This window comes from Streptomyces sp. NPDC006879 (genome assembly GCF_042869595.1).
In the GTDB taxonomy this organism is placed as follows: domain Bacteria; phylum Actinomycetota; class Actinomycetes; order Streptomycetales; family Streptomycetaceae; genus Streptomyces.
This window is the reverse complement of the sequence record NZ_JBIAGC010000005.1, coordinates 1-18832: the sequence shown is the minus strand read 5'-3', so window position 1 is coordinate 18832 and position 18832 is coordinate 1. Positions and strand designations below refer to the sequence as shown.

The 18832-nt window shown below is 68.4% G+C and carries 15 protein-coding genes, 2 tRNA genes and 1 pseudogene; 15 read left to right on the top strand and 3 right to left on the bottom strand.

Annotated features, from left to right (window positions below; genetic code table 11):
- Window positions 1-25: 25 nt before the first annotated feature.
- Window positions 26-676, top strand: a complete 651-nt coding sequence (locus ACFYMC_RS05700; RefSeq protein WP_388519316.1) for a DsbA family protein — start codon at window positions 26-28, stop codon at window positions 674-676.
- Between the two features lie 144 nt (window positions 677-820).
- Here the strand turns inward: ACFYMC_RS05700 and ACFYMC_RS05695 are convergent, their stop codons facing one another.
- Complete coding sequence (locus tag ACFYMC_RS05695) at window positions 821-1477, bottom strand: superoxide dismutase (protein ID WP_388519786.1); 657 nt, start codon at window positions 1475-1477, stop codon at window positions 821-823.
- Window positions 1478-1698: 221 nt separating this feature from the next.
- Window positions 1699-3091: pseudogene (locus ACFYMC_RS05690) on the bottom strand (amino acid permease).
- A gap of 232 nt (window positions 3092-3323) precedes the next feature.
- Here ACFYMC_RS05690 and ACFYMC_RS05685 point away from each other — a divergent pair.
- From ACFYMC_RS05685 to ACFYMC_RS05655, 7 genes are all read left to right on the top strand, one after another.
- A complete protein-coding gene (locus ACFYMC_RS05685) occupies window positions 3324-3908 on the top strand; it encodes a biotin transporter BioY (protein ID WP_388519313.1) in 585 nt (194 codons plus the stop codon).
- 78 nt (window positions 3909-3986) lie between these two features.
- A complete protein-coding gene (locus ACFYMC_RS05680; RefSeq protein WP_388519311.1) occupies window positions 3987-4475 on the top strand; it encodes a ribose-5-phosphate isomerase in 489 nt (162 codons plus the stop codon).
- An 88-nt stretch (window positions 4476-4563) separates the two neighbouring features.
- Window positions 4564-5370: an Fpg/Nei family DNA glycosylase gene (locus tag ACFYMC_RS05675; RefSeq protein ID WP_388519308.1), complete on the top strand. Its 807-nt coding sequence runs from the start codon at window positions 4564-4566 to the stop codon at window positions 5368-5370.
- Between the two features lie 214 nt (window positions 5371-5584).
- The gene (locus ACFYMC_RS05670; protein WP_388519306.1) at window positions 5585-6706 is read left to right on the top strand and encodes a PP2C family protein-serine/threonine phosphatase; all 1122 of its coding nucleotides are present in this window, start codon (window positions 5585-5587) and stop codon (window positions 6704-6706) included.
- 81 nt (window positions 6707-6787) lie between these two features.
- Complete coding sequence (locus ACFYMC_RS05665; protein WP_388519303.1) at window positions 6788-8182, top strand: pyridoxal phosphate-dependent decarboxylase family protein; 1395 nt, start codon at window positions 6788-6790, stop codon at window positions 8180-8182.
- Window positions 8183-8232: 50 nt separating this feature from the next.
- Window positions 8233-8685, top strand: a complete 453-nt coding sequence (locus ACFYMC_RS05660; protein ID WP_388519783.1) for an HD domain-containing protein — start codon at window positions 8233-8235, stop codon at window positions 8683-8685.
- 145 nt (window positions 8686-8830) lie between these two features.
- Window positions 8831-9025 (top strand): hypothetical protein, encoded by a 195-nt coding sequence (locus ACFYMC_RS05655; RefSeq protein ID WP_388519300.1) that lies wholly within the window; start codon window positions 8831-8833, stop codon window positions 9023-9025.
- Between the two features lie 220 nt (window positions 9026-9245).
- On the opposite strand, the gene ACFYMC_RS05650 is transcribed toward ACFYMC_RS05655, so the two are convergent.
- A tRNA-Gly gene (locus ACFYMC_RS05650) sits at window positions 9246-9316 on the bottom strand.
- A 140-nt stretch (window positions 9317-9456) separates the two neighbouring features.
- Here ACFYMC_RS05650 and ACFYMC_RS05645 point away from each other — a divergent pair.
- The 7 genes from ACFYMC_RS05645 (at window position 9457) to ACFYMC_RS05615 (ending at window position 18422) form a co-directional block, all read left to right on the top strand.
- A tRNA-Pro gene (locus tag ACFYMC_RS05645) sits at window positions 9457-9533 on the top strand.
- Between the two features lie 219 nt (window positions 9534-9752).
- Window positions 9753-11135, top strand: coding sequence for a trigger factor (tig, locus tag ACFYMC_RS05640; RefSeq protein WP_388519297.1), 1383 nt, complete (start codon window positions 9753-9755; stop codon window positions 11133-11135).
- Window positions 11136-11448: 313 nt separating this feature from the next.
- The gene (locus tag ACFYMC_RS05635; protein WP_388519780.1) at window positions 11449-12054 is read left to right on the top strand and encodes an ATP-dependent Clp protease proteolytic subunit; all 606 of its coding nucleotides are present in this window, start codon (window positions 11449-11451) and stop codon (window positions 12052-12054) included.
- A gap of 70 nt (window positions 12055-12124) precedes the next feature.
- Window positions 12125-12787, top strand: coding sequence for an ATP-dependent Clp protease proteolytic subunit (locus ACFYMC_RS05630; RefSeq protein ID WP_388519294.1), 663 nt, complete (start codon window positions 12125-12127; stop codon window positions 12785-12787).
- 153 nt (window positions 12788-12940) lie between these two features.
- Window positions 12941-14224 (top strand): ATP-dependent Clp protease ATP-binding subunit ClpX, encoded by a 1284-nt coding sequence (gene clpX, locus ACFYMC_RS05625; protein WP_388519291.1) that lies wholly within the window; start codon window positions 12941-12943, stop codon window positions 14222-14224.
- 140 nt (window positions 14225-14364) lie between these two features.
- Entirely contained in the window at window positions 14365-16989 is a 2625-nt protein-coding gene (locus ACFYMC_RS05620) for a valine--tRNA ligase (protein WP_388519289.1), read from the top strand.
- A gap of 284 nt (window positions 16990-17273) precedes the next feature.
- On the top strand, window positions 17274-18422 hold the full coding sequence (locus ACFYMC_RS05615; RefSeq protein ID WP_388519286.1) for a sensor histidine kinase: 1149 nt from the start codon (window positions 17274-17276) through the stop codon (window positions 18420-18422).
- The last annotated feature ends 410 nt before the right edge of the window (window positions 18423-18832 follow it).

The following is an 18832-nucleotide window of genomic DNA, read 5'->3' as shown; positions in this document are numbered from 1 at the left end:
CACGTGTTCGATCATGAGGAGTGACATGTCCGACACCCAGGTGAGCGGTAAGACCCCCGTCGACTTCTGGTTCGACCCGCTGTGCCCGTGGGCCTGGATGACCTCCCGCTGGATGCTGGAGGTCGAGAAGGTGCGCGAGGTCGAGGTGCGCTGGCACGTCATGAGCCTCGCGGTCCTCAACGAGAACAAGCTGGAGGAGTTGCCCGAGCGCTACCGGGAGTTGCTCGGCCCCAAGGGGTGGGCGCCGGTACGCGTCGTGGTGGCCGCCCAGCAGAAGCACGGTGAGGAGATCACCGGCAAGCTGTACACGGCTCTGGGGACCCGCTTCCACAACGAGGGGCAGGGCGCCACCCGCGAGGCGATCGCCGCTGCCCTCGACGAGGTCGGCCTGCCGGCCGAGTTGCTCCGCTTCGCCGACTCCGACGAGTACGACGAGGTGTTGCGTGCCTCCCACCAGGAGGGCATCGACAAGGTGGGGCAGGAGGTCGGCACTCCCGTCATCGCCGTACCGGGCTCGGAGGCGGGAGAGCAGATCGCCTTCTTCGGCCCGGTGGTGACACCGGCCCCCAGGGGTGAGGAAGCCGCGCGGCTCTGGGACGGCACGCTGATGGTGGCGTCGATTCCGGGCTTCTACGAGATCAAGCGCACCCGCACCCAGGGCCCGATCTTCGACTGAGACGGCGTGTCCGCTTTCGCCTCCGAGAACGGGGAACGCGGCGAAGGGCCCCCGCGAGTCACGTCCTCGCGGGGGCCCTTCGTTACACACGTCCGCCGGTGAAGGTTGAGAAGACGATCACGAGGCGGACGGTCCGGGGGCTGTTCAGCCCTTGACGGGGATCAGCAGCGGGGTGTTCTTCTTGGCGTCCGCGTAGCGCTTGGCCACGTCCTGCCAGTTGACGACGTTCCACATCGCCTCGATGAAGTCCACCTTCTGGTTCTTGTACTGGAGGTAGAAGGCGTGCTCCCAGGCGTCGAAGACCAAGATGGGCACGGAGCCCTGGCCCACGTTGCCCTGGTGGTCGTAGATCTGTTCGACGATGAGCCGGCCGCTGACCGGCTCGTATGCCAACACGCCCCAGCCCGAGCCCTGGGTGGCGGCGGATGCCGTGGTCAGCTGCTTGCGGAAGGCGGCGAAGGAGCCGAAGGACTCGGTGATGGCGTCCGCGAGGTCCCCGACGCCGTCCGCGGCGGTCGGCTCGCCGCCGCCCTCGCCGGTCTTCGGGCTGGCCATGTTGTGCCAGTAGATGCTGTGCAGGATGTGGCCGGAGAGGTGGAAGGCCAGGTTCTTCTCCAGGCCGTTCAGCACGCCCCAGTTCTCCCTGTCCCGCGCTTCGGCGAGCTGTTCCAGGGTGTCGTTCGCGCCCTTGACGTAGGCGGCGTGGTGCTTGTCGTGGTGCAGCTCGATGATCTGCGGGTTGATCACCGGCTCCAGCGCCGCGTAGTCGTACGGAAGCTCGGGAAGTGTGTAGATGGCCATGCTCTGTCCGGTCCCCTCGGCGTACTGTGCCTGCTTATTGCAACACTTGCGCAACTGCACGCTAGCAGCATCTATTCCCCCGTTCCGTTCGGGACCCACCTGCGTCACGCCATGCGGGCACGCGAAAGGTCGGGTCCCCGCGCTACGCGGGGACCCGACCCGAGGGGGGAGATGAGGGGTCGTCAGCGGACGAGCGCGCCCCGCCCGTTTGACCCGGTCTCTCAGCTGCGGTTCGCCGTCCTGCGCTCACGAAGTTCCCGCTGGGCGGCCACCAGCAGCACCAGCGCGGTCGCCCCCGCTGACCACAGCACCTGTGGGCGCGCCGCGTCGTCGGTGAGCATCAGTACCAACACCGCTGCCATCGCCGCGAGGGCGACCCATGTCAGATAGGGGTAAGGCCCACATCCGCAGGGTCAACCGCTCCGGCGCCTCCCGTTCGATCCTTCGGCGCAGCCGCAGCTGAGACACGGCGATCAGGGCCCAGACGAAGAGCAGTACCGCGCCCACCGCGTTGAGCATGTAGAGGAACACCGTGTCCGGCCACAGCAGGTTGAGCACCACCGAGACGAAGCCGAAGGCGACCGAGGCCAGCACCGCCCGACGCGGTACCCCGCCACCGGAGACCTTCAACAGGCCGCGGGGCGCCTCCTCGCGCTCGGCCAGCGAGAAGATCATGCGGGAAGAGCCGTAGAGGTTGGCGTTCAGGGCCGAGAGCAGGGCGACGAACACGACCACGTTCATGATCTGGCCCGCCCCTGGAATGCCGATGGAATCGAGCGCCGCGACGTAGGGGCTCTGGCCCGGCGTCAGCGAGTCCCACGGCAGCAGGGCGACGATGACCAGCATCGAACCGAGGTAGAAGAACAGGATGCGCCACACGGCGCTGCGCACCGCGCGGGCCACCGAGCGGGCCGGGTCCTCGGACTCGGCCGCGGCGATCGTGACCACCTCCAGTCCCCCGAAGGCGAAGACCACCGCGAGGACCCCGGACACCACTGCGGACCATCCGTGGGGAAGGAAGCCGCCCTGGCCGGTGAGGTTCTCCAGGCCCACGGGCTCGGTGTCCGGCAGCACTCCGAGAATCGCGAGGGTGCTCAGGAGGAGGAAGGTGACGATCGCGAAGACCTTCAGTGCGGCGAACCAGAACTCGAACTCCCCGAAGTTACGCACCGCGGCCAGGTTGCTGAGCGTGAAGACCACCATGAAGATCAGCACCCAGGTCCACTGCGGTACCGCGGGCACCCAGTCACTCGCGATGGTGGCCGCGCCGGTCGCCTCCACGGCGAGCACCACCACCAGCAGGAACCAGTAGAGCCACCCCGCCGAGAAACCCGCCCAGCGCCCCATCGCCCGTTCCGCGTGCACGGAGAAGGAGCCAGAGGCGGGCATCGCCGCCGACATCTCGCCGAGCATCCGCATCACCAGCATGGCGAGGGCGCCCGCGAGGAGGTACGAGACGACGATCCCGGGCCCGGCGATGGTGATTCCGGCCCCGGAGCCGACGAAGAGACCGGCGCCGATCACGCCGCCGAGGCCGAGCATGGTCAGATGGCGCTGCTTCAGGCCGTGGCCCAACGGTTCCTCGGGCAGGTTAGACAAAGGTGCTTGTGGCATCCCAACAGTCTCACTGAGGGGGTCGACGACGTGCAAAACGCCCTCGATCTGGCAATTACCTTAGTGATTCGTGTCACGTCCCCTTGGGCTGCGGTCGACTTCCTCTCGCCTGCTTTGTTGAATTCCAACTAACGCGGCAGATAGGCCTTTGTGCTGGAGTGACGGTGTAGTGGCCATGCATCCAGGGCTACCGTCACGGTGTCACCAGCCCCTCACCACCGCGGAGCCCACGATGAGCACTGCCTCCCTGCCCGCGCGCCCCGGCGCGGTCCTCGCCGACCTGCTGCCCGCCAGCCGCACCCGTGACATCGCACTCGTCACCGGTGGGGCGGTCCTGATGGGCCTCGCCGCCCAGATCGCCGTCAAGGTCGACGGGCTCGCCGTGCCCATCACCGGACAGACCTTCGCAGCCCTCCTGGTCGGCACCGCCCTCGGAGCCGGCCGAGGATTCCTCTCGCTCGCCCTGTACACACTGGTCGGCATGGCCGGCATGCCCTGGTTCGCGAACGGGGCCTCGGGCGCGGGTGGTTCCTCCTTCGGGTACGTCCTGGGCATGCTGCTGGCCGCCACGGTCGTCGGCGCCCTGGCCCGGCGCGGTGGAGACCGCTCGGTGTTGCGCACCGCGGGCACCATGGCGGTCGGCTCACTCATCGTGTACGCGGTGGGCGTGCCCTACCTGGCGTTGTCCGCCGGGATGAGCGCGTCCGCCGCGATCGCCGCGGGCATGATCCCCTTCCTGATAGGCGACGCCGTCAAGGCGGCACTGGCCATGGGTGCCCTCCCCGCCGCCTGGAAGTTCGTCGGCCGCCGCGACTGAGCCCCACGAGCGGCGCGACGTGACATGGGTGACACCCCCTGCGACCGCACCGGTGTCACCCGTGCCACACTCGAAGTCATGCGCGTGTACCTCGGATCCGACCATGCCGGTTATGAGCTCAAGAACCACCTGGTGGACTGGCTCAAGAGCAACGGCCACGAGCCCGTCGACTGCGGGCCCCACATCTACGACGCGGTGGACGACTACCCGCCGTTCTGCCTGCGCGCCGCGGAGAAGACCGCCGCCGACCCCGACAGCCTCGGCATCGTGATCGGTGGGTCCGGCAACGGCGAGCAGATCGCGGCCAACAAGGTCAAGGGGGTGCGCGCCGTACTGGCCTGGAGCGTGGAGACGGCCAAGCTCGGCCGCGAGCACAACAACGCCAACGTCATCTCCGTCGGTGGCCGGATGCACTCTCAGGAAGAGGCCGTCAGCTTCATCGAGGCCTTCTTGAACACCCCCTACTCGAACGAAGAGCGTCACACACGCCGCATCGAGATGCTCTCCGCCTACGAGCGGACCGGCGAACTCCCGCCCATCCCGGCTCACCACCCGCAGGGACAGTAGGCACCCACGGCAAGACCCGCCCCGTGCCGCCGGGACCCTCGGGCCCCCGGCGGCACTGCCGTTCTCGCTTCCGAGGAGAGGCGCTTTCGTGCCCGAAGGCCACACCATCCACCGCCTCGCCCAGGACCACGGCGAGTGTTTCGCAGGACACCCGGTCCGTGTCAGCAGCCCCCAGGGCCGCTTCGGTGAGAGCGCGGCGCTGCTCGACGGCCGGGTGATGGACGCCGCCCAGGCCCACGGCAAGCACCTCTTCCTCGGCTTCGGGCACGACTGGGTCCACGTCCACCTCGGTCTCTTCGGCAAGTACGGTTTCGGTCCGGTCCCCGCCCCGCCCGCCACGGACACCGTGCGGCTGCGCCTGGTAGGAGCGCAGCACTACGCCGACCTGAGGGGGCCCACTACCTGCGCCCTGGTCACCGGAGCCGAGAAGCAGGCCATACACCTGCGGCTGGGCCCCGACCCGCTGCGCGCCGAGGACGACCCGGACCGGGCGTGGCGGCGCATCTCCCGATCCCGCACCACCATCGCCGCCCTCCTGATGGACCAGAAGGTGGTGGCCGGGATCGGCAACGTCTACCGCGCCGAGGTCCTCTTCCGGCACGGCATCGACCCCTACCGCCTCGGCCGGGACCTCAGCCGCTCCGAATGGGACGCGATGTGGGCGGACCTCGCGACGCTGATGCGCGAAGGCGTGCGCAACAACCGGATCGACACCGTCCGCCCTGAACACACCCCCGAGGCCATGGGCCGGCCGCCAAGGGTGGACGACCACGGCGGAGAGGTCTACGTCTACCGACGGGCCGCACTGCCCTGCCTCGTCTGTGAAAGCGAGGTCCGCACCACCGAGTTGGGCGCCCGAAACCTCTTCTGGTGCCCGGTCTGCCAACAGAGGTGAAGCCCGGCGTCGTGCGCGCCCCCCGGGCGCTGGCGCGCCCATCGGCCTCCGCAGCAGTCCCCACCAGCCCCTCCCCAGCAGGTCGTGACCTCCCCCGTGCCGCCTGATGCACCCCCCTTCCGCTCTTGCGGCACCACAGCTCCGGGGGGTACCACTGCGGACACACAGCCAGGATGGATAGGGTCGCGAATCAATGGCCGGTGCAGGAGCAGCGATGTTCACGGCCCGGGTGCGCAGGGCTGTGCACCGGGCCCGCACAGCGCTGCGCAAATCCGGGGTCGACTACTTCCGCGGTGACGGGTCCGACTGGATCGCCTTCGCCGGTCTCCTCCTCGCCATCCCCGCACTCACTTGTGGGACCCTCACCATGCCGGTCTGGATCCCGCCGGCGGCCCTGGTGCTGCCGATCGTCGCCGGCGGACTGCTGTTGCGTCCCGCCAGCCTCCTCGGCCTCTACGCGGCCTCCGCGATCGCCCTGATCGTCGAATCCCTCGTCCTTGGCCCGTACACCGAGGGCCCCGCCAGGGTCACTCCAGGAACCGTGCTGGTGGTGGCCGCCTGCGGATTCTTCGGCCTGCTCATCGCGCAGTTCCGCAGCCGGGTGGGGGTGCCCTGGCGCCGGGGCGGCACCATGCTCTTCGACCTGCGCGAACGCATCAGGGTGCAGAGCAAGCTTCCCACCCTGCCGCGCGGATGGCACCGGGAGATGGCGCTACGGCCGGCGGGTGGCCAGTCCTTCTCCGGTGACTTCGTGGTGGCCGCCCGTACGCATGCCGGGCGGACCCTCGAAGTGGTACTCACGGACGTCTCCGGCAAGGGCATGGACGCGGGCTCGCGGGCCCTGCTGCTCTCCGGGGCCTTCGGCGGACTGCTCGGCTCGCTGCCACCCCACGAGTTCCTCCCCGCCGCCAACGGCTATCTGCTCCGGCAGGACTGGGAAGAGGGCTTCGCCACCTCCATCCACCTGGTCCTGGACCTGGACAGCGGCGACTACGAGTTGTTCTCCGCCGGCCACCTGCCCGCCCTTCAGCTGTCCGCCGGAGCAGGCCGCTGGGAGGAGAAGGTCGGTCACGGCCCGCTCCTGGGCGTGTACGACGGCGCGGAGTTCGACGCGGTCAAGGGCTCGCTGGGGCCGGGCGACGTCCTGATGCTCTACACGGACGGGCTCGTGGAGACCGCCGACCGGGACATCAGCGAAGGGGTGGACCGCCTCACCGGCGAGGCGGAGCGCCACATCGCCACCGGCTTCGAGGGCGCGGCCTGGCACCTGATCGAGAAGGTGGCCAAGGACGTCAACGACGATCGGGCCCTGCTGTTGATCCGCCGCTCCTCCTGAGCCCTTCACCGGCGTGAGGTGGGCCACCCGCCCCCGATTGGACCGGGCCCGACAAGTCTTCCCCGCACTAGCGTTCCGGCCATGGACCCGCAGCTAGAAGCCGATCTGGCCCGTCTTCCCGAACTCCTGGACGGCGCCCGCGAGCACGCCCTTCGCTTTCTGTCCGGCCTGGACGACCGCCCGGTCGTCCCGCCCACGCCCACGCAGCGCCACCTGGCGCCGCCGCTACCCGAGCGTGGCTTCGGGTTGAAGGACGCGCTGGCCGCCTTCACCGACCGCTGGGAGGCCCGGTTGGGTGCCGGCCCCGGTCCGCGCTACTTCGGCTTCGTCACCGGCGGGGCCACCCCCGCCGGACTGGCGGGTGACTGGCTCACCGCCGCCTACGACCAGAACTCCAACTCCGCTCTGGACCCGGGCGGGCAGGACCTGGAGCGCGAGACCGTCGGCTGGCTGCGCGAACTGTTCGGGCTCGGGGCGGACCACCACGGCACTCTGGTCAGCGGCGCCACCATGTCGAACACGGTGGGGCTCGCCATCGCCCGTGAATGGCTCGGCGAACGCCAGGGCGTCTGCCCCGCCGAGGACGGGGTCGCGGCCCTGGGTTCGGTCCTGGTCCTCTCCGGGGCTCCGCACTCTTCTGTGGGCAAGGCCCTGTCAGTCCTCGGGCTCGGCCGCTCGGCCCTGGTCGAGGTTGCCACGCTCCCGGGCCGGGAGGCCGTGGACCCGCACGCTCTGGAAGCCGCCCTGCGCCGCGCGGACGGCCCGTGCGTGGTGGTCGCCAACGCCGGCACCGTGAACACCGTCGACTTCGACGACCTGCGGGCCGTCGCCGCCCTCCGCGACCGGTACGAGTTCTGGCTGCACGTCGACGCGGCCTTCGGTGCCTTCGCTGCTCTTTCCCCCGCGCACTCCCACCTGACGCGTGGGCTCGATCTCGCCGACTCGGTCTGCGTCGACCTGCACAAGTGGCTCAACGTGCCCTATGACAGCGCCGTGCAGTTCACCCGCCGACCCGACCTCCAGGCCCGGGTGTTCCGCAACTCGGCCGCCTACCTCGGCCCGCTCGCCGCCGCCCCCGACCTCGTGCACCTCACACCGGAGAACTCCCGGCGGCTGCGGGCACTGCCGGCCTGGCTCACCCTGGCCGCCTACGGGCGGGCCGGCCATCGTGAGATCGTCGAGCGCTGCATCGCCGGTGCCCGTGACCTCGCCGATCAGCTCGACTCCGACCCTGCCTTCCGCCTCCTCGCACCGGTACGGCTGAACGTCGTCTGCTTCACGCTCTCCCACCATCCGACGCCCGAACGCCTGGCCGCCATCCGGGACTCGGCTGCGTCGGCCGCCTTCTTCACCCCTACGGTGTACGAGGGCACACCCGCTCTGCGGGCGGCTTTCTCCAACTGGCGCACCACGCCGGCCGACGTACGACGGGCGGCGGACGCCCTGCGGGCAGCTGCTCGAAGGACCGGGCCCTGAGCGCTCTTTGGCGGACCGCCCGGGAGCCGGGAGGAGGAATCTTGGCATCGTTGGGCTTGGCGGCGGTAGAGGCGCTCGCCTGCGCTGCCCACGCGCAGCAACAGGACAAGTCCGGGCAGCCGTACGTCGTGCATCTGCGGGCGGTCGCCGACGGGGTACGCAGTCGCGGCGGCAGCGATGCGCAGATCGCGGCGGCCTGGTTGCACGACTCCGTCGAGGACGGGGTACTGAGCCGTCGATGGCTGGCCGGCGCCGAACTCGCCCCGGAGGTCAAGGCCATGGTGTTGGCCTTGACCAAACTCCCGGGTGAGCCGATGGAGGAGTACGCGGCGCGCATCTTGGGCACCCCCGGCGCGCTGCTGGTCAAGGAGGCTGACCTCGCGCACAACGCGGATCCCGAGCGCCTGGCGTTGTTGGATGCAGGGACCGAACGACGGCTGGCCGCCAAGTACGCCCGGATGAAGGCCCTCCTGGGCTTGGAGGGCGACAATAGGTCAAGCTAATGCGCGAGTTGGCCGGAATCAGTCAGTGATGATTGGTGACGGGGCGGATAGCAGGGGCTCGTTGGTGGCACGATGTTCCCTGTGGGGGTGTGCGTGGCCGTACGCCCCAGGCCGGGCCAGGGGAACGACCGAGGGTGTGATCAGTATGGCCATTTCACTGTCTGTGGTGGTGCTGTTGGCGGTGATCCTGGTGGTGTTGATCCGCGGCGGCAACCTCAAGACCGGTCCCGCCGTGGTGGCGATCCTCTTCGGCTTCTTCCTGGCGTCCAGCACCATGGCCGAGGAAGTGAACAGCTTCCTCCAGTCCATAGCCACCATGATCAGCGACATCAAACTCTGACCTGGGCCGCCGGCCCGGCGTGGCTGGTGCGCGGGGGCCGTGCACCGCGATCGCGGCGGCCGGAGCCTTGCGTGGGCGTGTGCCACGGTCGTCGGGCAGCACCCACGAACCGGCCGATCCGTGGGACGGCCCCGGGGCGGAGGATGCCGGGCTCTTCCAGAAACGACTTCGGCCCCGTGCCAGCGAAGATCTCGCTGGCACGGGGCCGAACTCAGAACAGAGCGGGCGACGGGAATCGAACCCGCGTAGCCAGTTTGGAAGACTGGGGCTCTACCATTGAGCTACGCCCGCACGATGCACCGCAGGTCACGGGTACCGCGGCACGAGCAGCATCCTAGCGGGTTCCTGGGGTGGACTGCACACCCCTTCCGGCCGTCGTGGACAACCGGCACGGATTCCCCCGCGGGCATGTACCCTACGTCTCGCACTGACGGGGTGTGGCGCAGCTTGGTAGCGCGTCCGCTTTGGGAGCGGAAGGTCGTCGGTTCGAATCCGGCCACCCCGACCATCTTGTTCGACCATGCGTGATCGCTTTGTCCCGACCACGGTTCTGCTTCGTTCCCGACGCAGCCGTTCCACATGATCGCGTTGTGGGTGGCCTCGTGCTTGCGGTTACTATGCAAGCTGCGTGCCCGTGTGTCTGATGTACCGGGCCCGATCCGCTGGACCCGCCGGACAGGCGGTGTCAGCAGAACCCCAAGAAGTCAGCCACCAAGGAGACCGAACCGTGAAGAGCGCCGTGGAGACCCTGAACCCGACTCGGGTTCGGCTCACTGTCGAGGTGCCCTTCGAGGAGCTCAAGGACAGCCTCGACGCGGCGTACAAGAAGATCAACCAGCAGGTCACGGTGAAGGGCTTCCGTAAGGGCAAGATCCCGGCCCGCGTCATCGACCAGCGGTTCGGCCGCGGTGCGGTGCTGGAGGAGGCCGTGAACGACGCCCTCCCGAAGTTCTACACCGAGGCGGTCAACGAAGCCGAGGTCAACCCGCTGGGTCAGCCCGAGGTCGACATCACCGAGCTGAAGGACGGCGAGCTGCTGGCCTTCACCGCCGAGGTCGACATTCGCCCGACGATCGAGATCCCGGACTACTCCGGCATCGAGGTCGAGGTGGACCCGATCGAGGTCACCGACGAGGACATCGAGAAGTCCGTGGAGCAGCTCCGCGACCGCTTCGCCTCCACCAACCCGGTCGAGCGCGCCGCCACCGACGGTGACGTCGTGACGATCGACCTCGAGGCCAAGGTCGACGGAGAGGTCCTGCCCGACGGTGTCGCCGAGGGTGTTTCGTACACCATCGGTTCCGGCGAGCTCCTCGACGGCATCGACGAGGCCGTCAAGGGCCTGGAGGCCGGCGGCGAGGCCACCTTCACCTCGCAGCTGAAGGGTGGCTCGGCCGAGGGCAAGGACGCCGAGGTCACCGTCAAGGTCACCCAGGTCGCCGCTCGTGAGCTGCCGGAGCTGGACGACGAGTTCGCGCAGATGGCGAGCGAGTTCGACACGCTGGACGAGCTCAAGGCCGACAGCCGCAAGCGCCTCGAGAACACTAAGCAGTACGACCAGGCCACCCAGGCCCAGGAGCGCGTGCTGGAGAAGCTCCTGGAGCTGGTCGAGGTCCCGATCCCCGAGAAGCTGCTTGAGGACGAGGTCAACACCCGCAAGCACAACCTGGAGCACCACCAGCTCGGCCAGATGGGCATGACGCTGGAGAAGTACCTGGAGCTCCAGGGCAAGACGGTCGAGGAGTTCGACGCCGAGACCAAGGAGCAGGCGGTCAAGGGCATCAAGACCCAGTTCGTGCTCGACGAGCTCGTCAACACGGAGAAGCTGAACGTCAACCAGGAGGAGCTCACCGAGCACCTCATGCGGCGTGCCTCCTCCTCCGGCATGTCCCCCGACCAGTTCGCCCAGGCCGTCGTCGAGGGCGGCCAGGTGCCGATGCTCGTCGGCGAGGTCGCCCGCGGCAAGGCCCTCGCGGTGGTCGTCGAGGCGGCCAAGGTGACCGACACCAACGGTGTCGTGGTGGACCTGTCCGACGAGGACGAGGACGAGGACGCGGCCCAGACCGTCGAGGCGGTCGTCGCGGACGAGGACCAGGCCGAGGCCAAGTAGGGCTCTGCGCCTCGCGCTGAACACGGGTGAAGGGCTCGGACGCAACTCGCGTCCGGGCCCTTCGTCGCAGTCGCGCGGGGGCTTGACAGCCGCCCGTGACCCCTTGGGTACCTTGCGCTCCCAGCGAACAGTTCCGGAAGCGGGATGGCGTTGTCCGACCTGCGCGTTAGGGTCCATGAATACGAGGGCACGGACGTATCCGGAAGCGGGATGGTACGACCCCACGCTGCGGCCGGTCCGCGCCCCCAGGACAAGACGCTGAGACGGCCTTCGGCGCCGTCGGAGACGAGCAGGTGGATACGTGACGAATCTGATGCCTTACGCCGCGGGTGAGCCGTCCATCGGTGGTGGCCTCGGCGACCATGTGTACAACCGGCTGCTCGGCGAGCGCATCGTCTTCCTCGGCCAGCAGGTCGACGACGAGATCGCCAACAAGATCACGGCGCAGCTCCTTCTCCTGGCCGCAGACCCGGACAAGGACATCTACCTCTACATCAACAGCCCCGGTGGTTCGGTGACGGCCGGCATGGCCATCTACGACACCATGCAGTACATCCCGAACGACGTCGTCACCATCGGCATGGGAATGGCCGCATCCATGGGCCAGTTCCTGCTCACCGGCGGCGCCTCGGGCAAGCGCTTCGCCCTGCCGAACACCGACATCCTGATGCACCAGGGCTCCGCCGGCATCGGCGGCACCGCCTCGGACATCAAGATCCAGGCCCAGTACCTGCTGCGCACCAAGCAGCGGATGGCCGAGATCACCGCTCACCACTCCGGTCAGACGGTGGAGGCGATCATCCGCGACGGAGACCGTGACCGTTGGTTCACGGCGGAAGAGGCCAAGGACTACGGCCTCATCGACGAGATCATCTCCGCTGCGTCCGGCGTTCCGGGCGGCGGCGGCACCGGCGCCTGATCTGCGCCCCACGCCCCGCCCCACTGACGCTGACAGTCCGCAGAACGCCACCAGGATGGTGAACACCCCCATGCAGCACACGCAGAACAACCTTTCCGCGAGCGGCCTCTACACGGGCCCGCAGGTGGACAACCGCTATGTCGTTCCGCGCTTCGTCGAGCGCACTTCGCAGGGCGTGCGCGAGTACGACCCGTACGCGAAGCTCTTCGAGGAGCGCGTGATCTTCCTCGGCGTGCAGATCGACGACGCCTCCGCCAACGACGTGATGGCACAGCTGCTGTGCCTTGAGTCGATGGACCCGGACCGCGACATCTCCATCTACATCAACAGCCCCGGTGGCTCGTTCACCGCGCTGACGGCGATCTACGACACCATGCAGTTCGTCAAGCCCGACATCCAGACCGTCTGCATGGGCCAGGCCGCCTCCGCTGCCGCCGTCCTGTTGGCCGCCGGCACCCCCGGTAAGCGGATGGCCCTGCCGCACGCCCGCGTGCTGATCCACCAGCCGTCCTCCCAGACCGGCCGGGAGCAGCTCTCGGACCTGGAGATCGCGGCCAACGAGATCCTGCGCATGCGGGACCAGCTGGAGGAGATGCTGGCCAAGCACTCCACCACGCCGATCGAGAAGATCAGCGAGGACATCGAGCGCGACAAGATCCTCACCGCAGAGGACGCTTTGGCCTACGGCCTGATCGACCAGATCGTCTCGACCCGCAAGTCGAGCATTTCCTGATCCTTGCGTCCCTTGGCGTGGGTCACATCAGCGTCATGTGTGTGTGAACCACGCCAAGGGGGGCCCGGATAGGGGTCCAAGCAAGGTACCGTCGGATATGAGGCACCAGGAGCCGCTGAACCAAGCTGCTCCCAGGCGAAGGGGAAGCACCTCGTGGCACGCATCGGTGACGGCGGCGACCTGCTCAAGTGCTCGTTCTGCGGGAAGAGCCAGAAGCAGGTGAAGAAGCTCATCGCAGGACCCGGTGTCTACATCTGCGACGAGTGCATCGATCTCTGCAACGAGATCATCGAGGAGGAGCTCGCCGAGACCTCGGAGGTGCGGTGGGAGGAACTGCCCAAGCCGCGCGAGATCTACGAGTTCCTTGAGGGGTACGTCGTCGGGCAGGAGCCCGCGAAGAAGGCGCTGTCCGTCGCGGTGTACAACCACTACAAGCGGGTCCAGGCCGGCGAGAACGGCGGCGCTCAGGGCCGGGACGACGCGATCGAACTCGCCAAGTCCAACATCCTGTTGCTCGGCCCGACCGGCTCCGGCAAGACGCTGCTCGCTCAGACCCTGGCCCGGATGCTGAACGTGCCGTTCGCCATCGCCGATGCGACGGCGTTGACGGAGGCCGGCTACGTCGGCGAGGACGTCGAGAACATCCTCCTCAAGCTCATCCAGGCGGCCGACTACGACGTCAAGAAGGCCGAGACGGGCATCATCTACATCGACGAGATCGACAAGGTCGCGCGCAAGAGCGAGAACCCGTCGATCACGCGTGATGTGTCGGGCGAGGGAGTCCAACAGGCCCTCCTCAAGATCCTTGAGGGGACCACCGCCTCGGTACCGCCGCAGGGTGGCCGTAAGCACCCGCACCAGGAGTTCATCCAGATCGACACGACGAACGTGCTGTTCATCGTGGGCGGCGCGTTCGCGGGGCTGGAGAAGATCATCGAGTCGCGGGCCGGCGCCAAGGGTATCGGCTTCGGTGCGACGATCCGCTCCAAGCGTGAGATCGAGGCCACCGACCAGTTCCAGGAGGTCATGCCGGAGGACCTGGTGAAGTTCGGGATGATCCCCGAGTTCATCGGTCGCCTCCCGGTGATCACCTCGGTGCACAACCTGGACCGTGAGGCCCTGCTCCAGATCCTTGTCGAGCCGCGTAACGCGCTGGTGAAGCAGTACCAGCGTCTGTTTGAACTCGACGGTGTGGAGCTGGACTTCGAGCGCGAGGCGCTGGAAGCCATCGCCGACCAGGCGATCCTCCGCCAGACCGGCGCCCGTGGACTGCGCGCCATCATGGAGGAGGTCCTGATGTCGGTGATGTACGAGGTCCCGTCCCGCAAGGACGTGGCCCGGGTGGTCATCACCGCCGATGTGGTCCGCTCCAACGTCAACCCGACCCTGGTGCCGCGCATCGTGGGCAAGGGCGAGCGCCACGAGAAGTCCGCATAGCGACTCCCGTCCCACATCGGTTCGTTCGAGGGGCACCCCGTGCCGGGGGTGCCCCTTCGGCCTGTCCGCCCCGTCCCCTCCGGTGGGCCGGCGGGCTTTTCGGTTTCGGTGCAGCACCGTGCCCCCTCTAAACTGTGCCCGTGACCGATAACACTCAGCAGCAGACCAGCAGCCCCAACTCCGAACTGCCGACCCAGTACGCGCCGGCCGAGGTAGAGGGGAAGCTGTACGAGCGCTGGGTAGAGCGCGGTTACTTCGAGGCCGACGCCAAGAGCGAGAAGCCTCCGTTCACCGTGGTCATCCCCCCGCCGAACGTCACGGGAAGCCTGCACCTGGGCCACGCCTTCGAGCACACCCTGATCGACGCCCTGACCCGCCGCAAGCGGATGCAGGGCTTCGAGACGCTGTGGCAGCCCGGCATGGACCACGCCGGCATCGCCACCCAGAACGTGGTCGAGCGGGAGCTCGCCAAGGAGGGCAAGTCCCGCCACGACCTCGGGCGGGAGGCGTTCGTCGAGCGGGTCTGGCAGTGGAAGGCCGAGTCCGGCGGTCAGATCTCGGGACAGATGAAGCGCCTCGGGGACGGCGTGGACTGGTCCCGTGAACGTTTCACCATGGACGAGGGCCTGTCCCAGGCGGTCCAGACCATCTTCAAGAAGCTGTACGAGGACGAGCTGATCTACCGCGCCGAACGCATCATCAACTGGTGCCCGCGCTGTCTGACGGCCATCTCCGACATTGAGGTCGAGTACCAGGACGACGACGGAGAGCTCGTCTCGATCCGGTACGGCGAAGGCGAGGCCTCGATCGTGGTCGCCACCACGCGAGCCGAGACGATGCTCGGCGACACGGCGGTCGCCGTGCATCCCGAGGACGAGCGCTACCGGCACCTGGTCGGCACCGAGATCGAGCTGCCGCTGACGGGGCGTCGCATTCCGGTGGTCGCCGACGCGCACGTCGACCCTGAGTTCGGCACCGGCGCGGTGAAGGTGACTCCGGCGCACGATCCGAACGACTTCGAGATCGGCCAGCGCCACGGCCTTCCCAACCTCGCCGTCATGGACGAGCACGCGATCATCACCGTGCACGGCCCCTTCCAGGGCCTGGACCGCCTGGAAGCGCGGAGCGCCATCGTGGCGGCACTGCGCGCCGAAGGTCGCATCGTCGCCGAGAAGCGCCCGTACACCCACTCGGTGGGGCACTGCTCGCGCTGCAAGACCACCATCGAGCCGCGACTTTCCATGCAGTGGTGGGTCAAGGTCGGTCCGCTGGCTCAGGCCGCCGGTGACGCGGTCCGAGACGGCCGGGTCAAGATCCACCCGCAGGAGATGGAGAAGCGGTACTTCGACTGGGTCGACAACCTCCATGACTGGTGCATCTCGCGTCAGCTGTGGTGGGGCCACCGCATCCCGGTCTGGTACGGACCGAACGGCGAGGTGGTCTGCGTCGGACCGGACGAGCAGCCGCCGACGGGCGAGGGCTGGCACCAGGACACCGACGTCCTGGACACCTGGTTCTCCTCCGGCCTGTGGCCCTTCTCCACGCTGGGTTGGCCGGAGCAGACCGAGAGCCTCGCGAAGTTCTATCCGAACTCGGTTCTGGTCACCGGCTACGACATCCTCTTCTTCTGGGTCGCCCGGATGATGATGTTCGGCCTGTACGCGATGGACGGCACGCCGCCGTTCCACACCATCGCCCTGCACGGAATGGTTCGCGACCAGTTCGGCAAGAAGATGTCCAAGTCCTTCGGCAACGCGGTCAATCCGCTGGACTGGATGGATTCCTACGGCTCCGACGCGGTCCGCTTCACGCTCGCCCGCGGGGCGAACCCCGGCGTGGACGTTCCGATCGGTGAGGACTGGGTGCAGGCCTCCCGGAACTTCGCCAACAAGATCTGGAACGCCACCCGGTTCGCCCTGATGAACGGTGCCACCGTCGAGGGTGAACTTCCCCCGACCGAGGAACTGTCGGCGACCGACCGGTGGATCCTCTCCCGTCTGAACACGACCGTCGCCGAAGTCGACGCCTTCTACGAGGACTTCCAGTTCTCGAAGCTCTCGGACTCCCTCTACCACTTCGCTTGGGACGAGGTCTTCGACTGGTACGTCGAACTCTCCAAGACGGTCTTCTTCGCCGGTGGGGAGGGCGCCCGGATCTCCGGCCGGGTCCTCGGCGAGGTGCTCGACGTGATGCTGCGCCTGCTGCACCCGGTGGTGCCGTTCGTCACCGAGACGCTGTGGACCACCCTCACCGGGCGCGAGTCGGTGGTCATCGCCGATTGGCCCAAGGACAGCGGCTTCCGGGATGCCGCGGCCGAGGCGGAGATCGCCAACCTCCAGCAGGTGGTCACCGAGGTCCGTCGCTTCCGAGCGGACCAGGGGCTCCAGCCTGGCCAGAAGGTTCCCGCCCGGCTCGACCTGTCGGGCACCGCGCTGGCCGCGCACGAGGGGGCGATCCGTCAACTGCTGAGGCTGCAACCGGAGGGCGAGGGCTTCAGTGCCACCGCCAGCCTCCCGGTGGGCGGGGCGACCGTGGCTCTCGACCTGTCGGGAACCATCGATGTCCCGGCTGAGCGCAAGCGGCTGGCCAAGGACCTCGGGGCAGCCGAGAAGGAGAAGCAGCAGGCCGAGGGCAAACTCGGCAACGAGGCCTTCCTCGCCAAGGCCCCCGACCAGGTGGTGGAGAAGATCCGGGCCCGTCTGGCCAAGGCGGAGACGGACATCCTCCGGCTCCAGAGCCAGCTGGACGCCCTGCCGCAAGGCTGAGCCGTGCCGCCCGGTTCGAGTCACGCTCCGGGCCGACGCCGGTGGTGGGCCCGGGTGTCGTGGGGTCGAAAACGCCCATGGCACCGGTGCTCCTCACGGAGCGGGGACGGCCGGGCCTGGCGGCGAGAAACTCGGGTGAAACGCCCGGTCGGGTCTTCCGGCCGGGCGTTTCGCCTTGTTGGACCCGCAGGGCTCACAAGGCGCCGAGGGCGACTCGGCAGCCTTGTGACCCGGCTACGACCGGTTGAGCCCGTCCGCGGCACCGAGCACGCATGATGGACGGTATGCCCGATACGCGTCTTAGCTCGGCGATTCGCTCGCTGGTTGCCCACGGCCGCCGACACACCGTCGGCCGGGCCTCCTCCCCGCGTGCCCTGGACGTGCTCACCAGCCTGAGCTGCTTCGCCCTGATGATGCTCGACCTACCGGGTCTGACGGCTGCGGACAACTCCCTCACCGGCATCCAAGCCACTTTGATGCTGGCCCTCGGCGCGGCCACGCTGTTGGTGCGGCGCCGTGCTCCCTGGCTGTCCTACCTGACCGCGATCGTCTTCATCGGATGGCTGCACGAGCTGACGCTCATCCAGTTCGCGCTGTACTCGGTGGCCCGCTACCGGGGGCGACGGGATGGCCTGATCTGCACTCTCGGCTACTTCGCCTTCGCACTCGCCATGTTCTACACACCGGGCTGGCCGGTCCACCGGGGAGACACCCTCAGTGCCTTCCTCGGGCTGGTGGTCCCCATCGGCGTGCTCGCCTGTGCGGTCGGTATCGCCGCCAACCGCCAGGACCTCGTGCGGGAGATCGACGCGCGCCGCGCCGAGACCGCGGTGCTCCAGGCGGTCCACCAGGAGCGTCTTTCGGTGGCCCGTGACGTGCACGACTTCGTCGGCCGGGAGCTGACCCTGCTGACCGTCCGCGCCGAGGTGTTGGCGCTCCGCTCGCGGGAGTCGGCATACCAGAAGGACTTCGAGGAGCTCTCGGACACGGCCCGGCGGGCGCACCTGGTGCTCAACGACATCCTCGTGCACCGGGGTGACCGGGCTGCCACCCCCGGCGTCGACGGTCTTTCGGCGCTGGCCGAGGAGAGCCGACGCGCAGGCTCCCCGGTACGACTCGCCGTGGATCCGGACGCTGTGCGGCTGTCACCGATGCGGCAGTCAGCCGTCTACCGGGTGGTCCAGGAGTGCCTGACGAACGCGACCAAGCACGCGCGTGGCCAGCTCGTCGACGTGTCCATCACCACTGACGGGACCCTCCTGCGGATCGCGGTGCACAATTGCCTGCCCGCCGGGCAGCCCTCGCGGGCGCCGGTGTCTGCGGGTTCGGGCACGGCGAGCATGACCGAGCGGGTGCAGACCATCGGGGGCAGTCTGACCGCGACCCGCACCGACCGCGGCTACCAGGTGGTGGCCTTGATCCCGCTGGGCTGAGCGGGTCCACCGCGGTCCGGGAGCAGTCTGGGCGGATCGGGCCGCGTGGTGTGGGAGGTGCGCGGCGATCGGTCCCGTGGGCGGGCCTTGTCGCCTGCCCACGGCGGTCCGCGGCCAGCGCGTCCTCAGCTGCCTTGCTTCTCGCCCCCCGTTATGTTTTCTGCGGTTCCGCAATGGGGCCGCTGGCCTCTGGGCCCGGCATGGCTGTGTCCCCCTGTCGATGGCATGACCTGGGGGGTGGTGTCACCGGGTCCGGGGGTGTTCGTCGGAGACGCTGATCAGAGGTCCGGCCACCGTCCGGTCCGGCGCAATGCTGGACAGTTCGCGGGCGGCAGGTCTGCATAACGTGGATGCGCGAGCACGACACCCGAGCCGGGGCCGGCACCGCCAACACCCCCTGGGAAGGGGCA

Excerpts from the sequence above, each read along its gene's own strand:
- ACFYMC_RS05700 (WP_388519316.1), top strand. The coding sequence starts at position 26 with ATGTCCGACACCCAGGTGAGCGGTAAGACCCCCGTCGACTTCTGGTTC.
- ACFYMC_RS05695 (WP_388519786.1), bottom strand. The coding sequence starts at position 1,477 with ATGGCCATCTACACACTTCCCGAGCTTCCGTACGACTACGCGGCGCTG.
- ACFYMC_RS05685 (WP_388519313.1), top strand. The coding sequence starts at position 3,324 with ATGAGCACTGCCTCCCTGCCCGCGCGCCCCGGCGCGGTCCTCGCCGAC.
- ACFYMC_RS05680 (WP_388519311.1), top strand. The coding sequence starts at position 3,987 with ATGCGCGTGTACCTCGGATCCGACCATGCCGGTTATGAGCTCAAGAAC.
- ACFYMC_RS05670 (WP_388519306.1), top strand. The coding sequence starts at position 5,585 with ATGTTCACGGCCCGGGTGCGCAGGGCTGTGCACCGGGCCCGCACAGCG.
- ACFYMC_RS05665 (WP_388519303.1), top strand. The coding sequence starts at position 6,788 with ATGGACCCGCAGCTAGAAGCCGATCTGGCCCGTCTTCCCGAACTCCTG.
- ACFYMC_RS05655 (WP_388519300.1), top strand. The coding sequence starts at position 8,831 with ATGGCCATTTCACTGTCTGTGGTGGTGCTGTTGGCGGTGATCCTGGTG.
- ACFYMC_RS05635 (WP_388519780.1), top strand. The coding sequence starts at position 11,449 with ATGCCTTACGCCGCGGGTGAGCCGTCCATCGGTGGTGGCCTCGGCGAC.
- ACFYMC_RS05630 (WP_388519294.1), top strand. The coding sequence starts at position 12,125 with ATGCAGCACACGCAGAACAACCTTTCCGCGAGCGGCCTCTACACGGGC.
- ACFYMC_RS05615 (WP_388519286.1), top strand. The coding sequence starts at position 17,274 with ATGCCCGATACGCGTCTTAGCTCGGCGATTCGCTCGCTGGTTGCCCAC.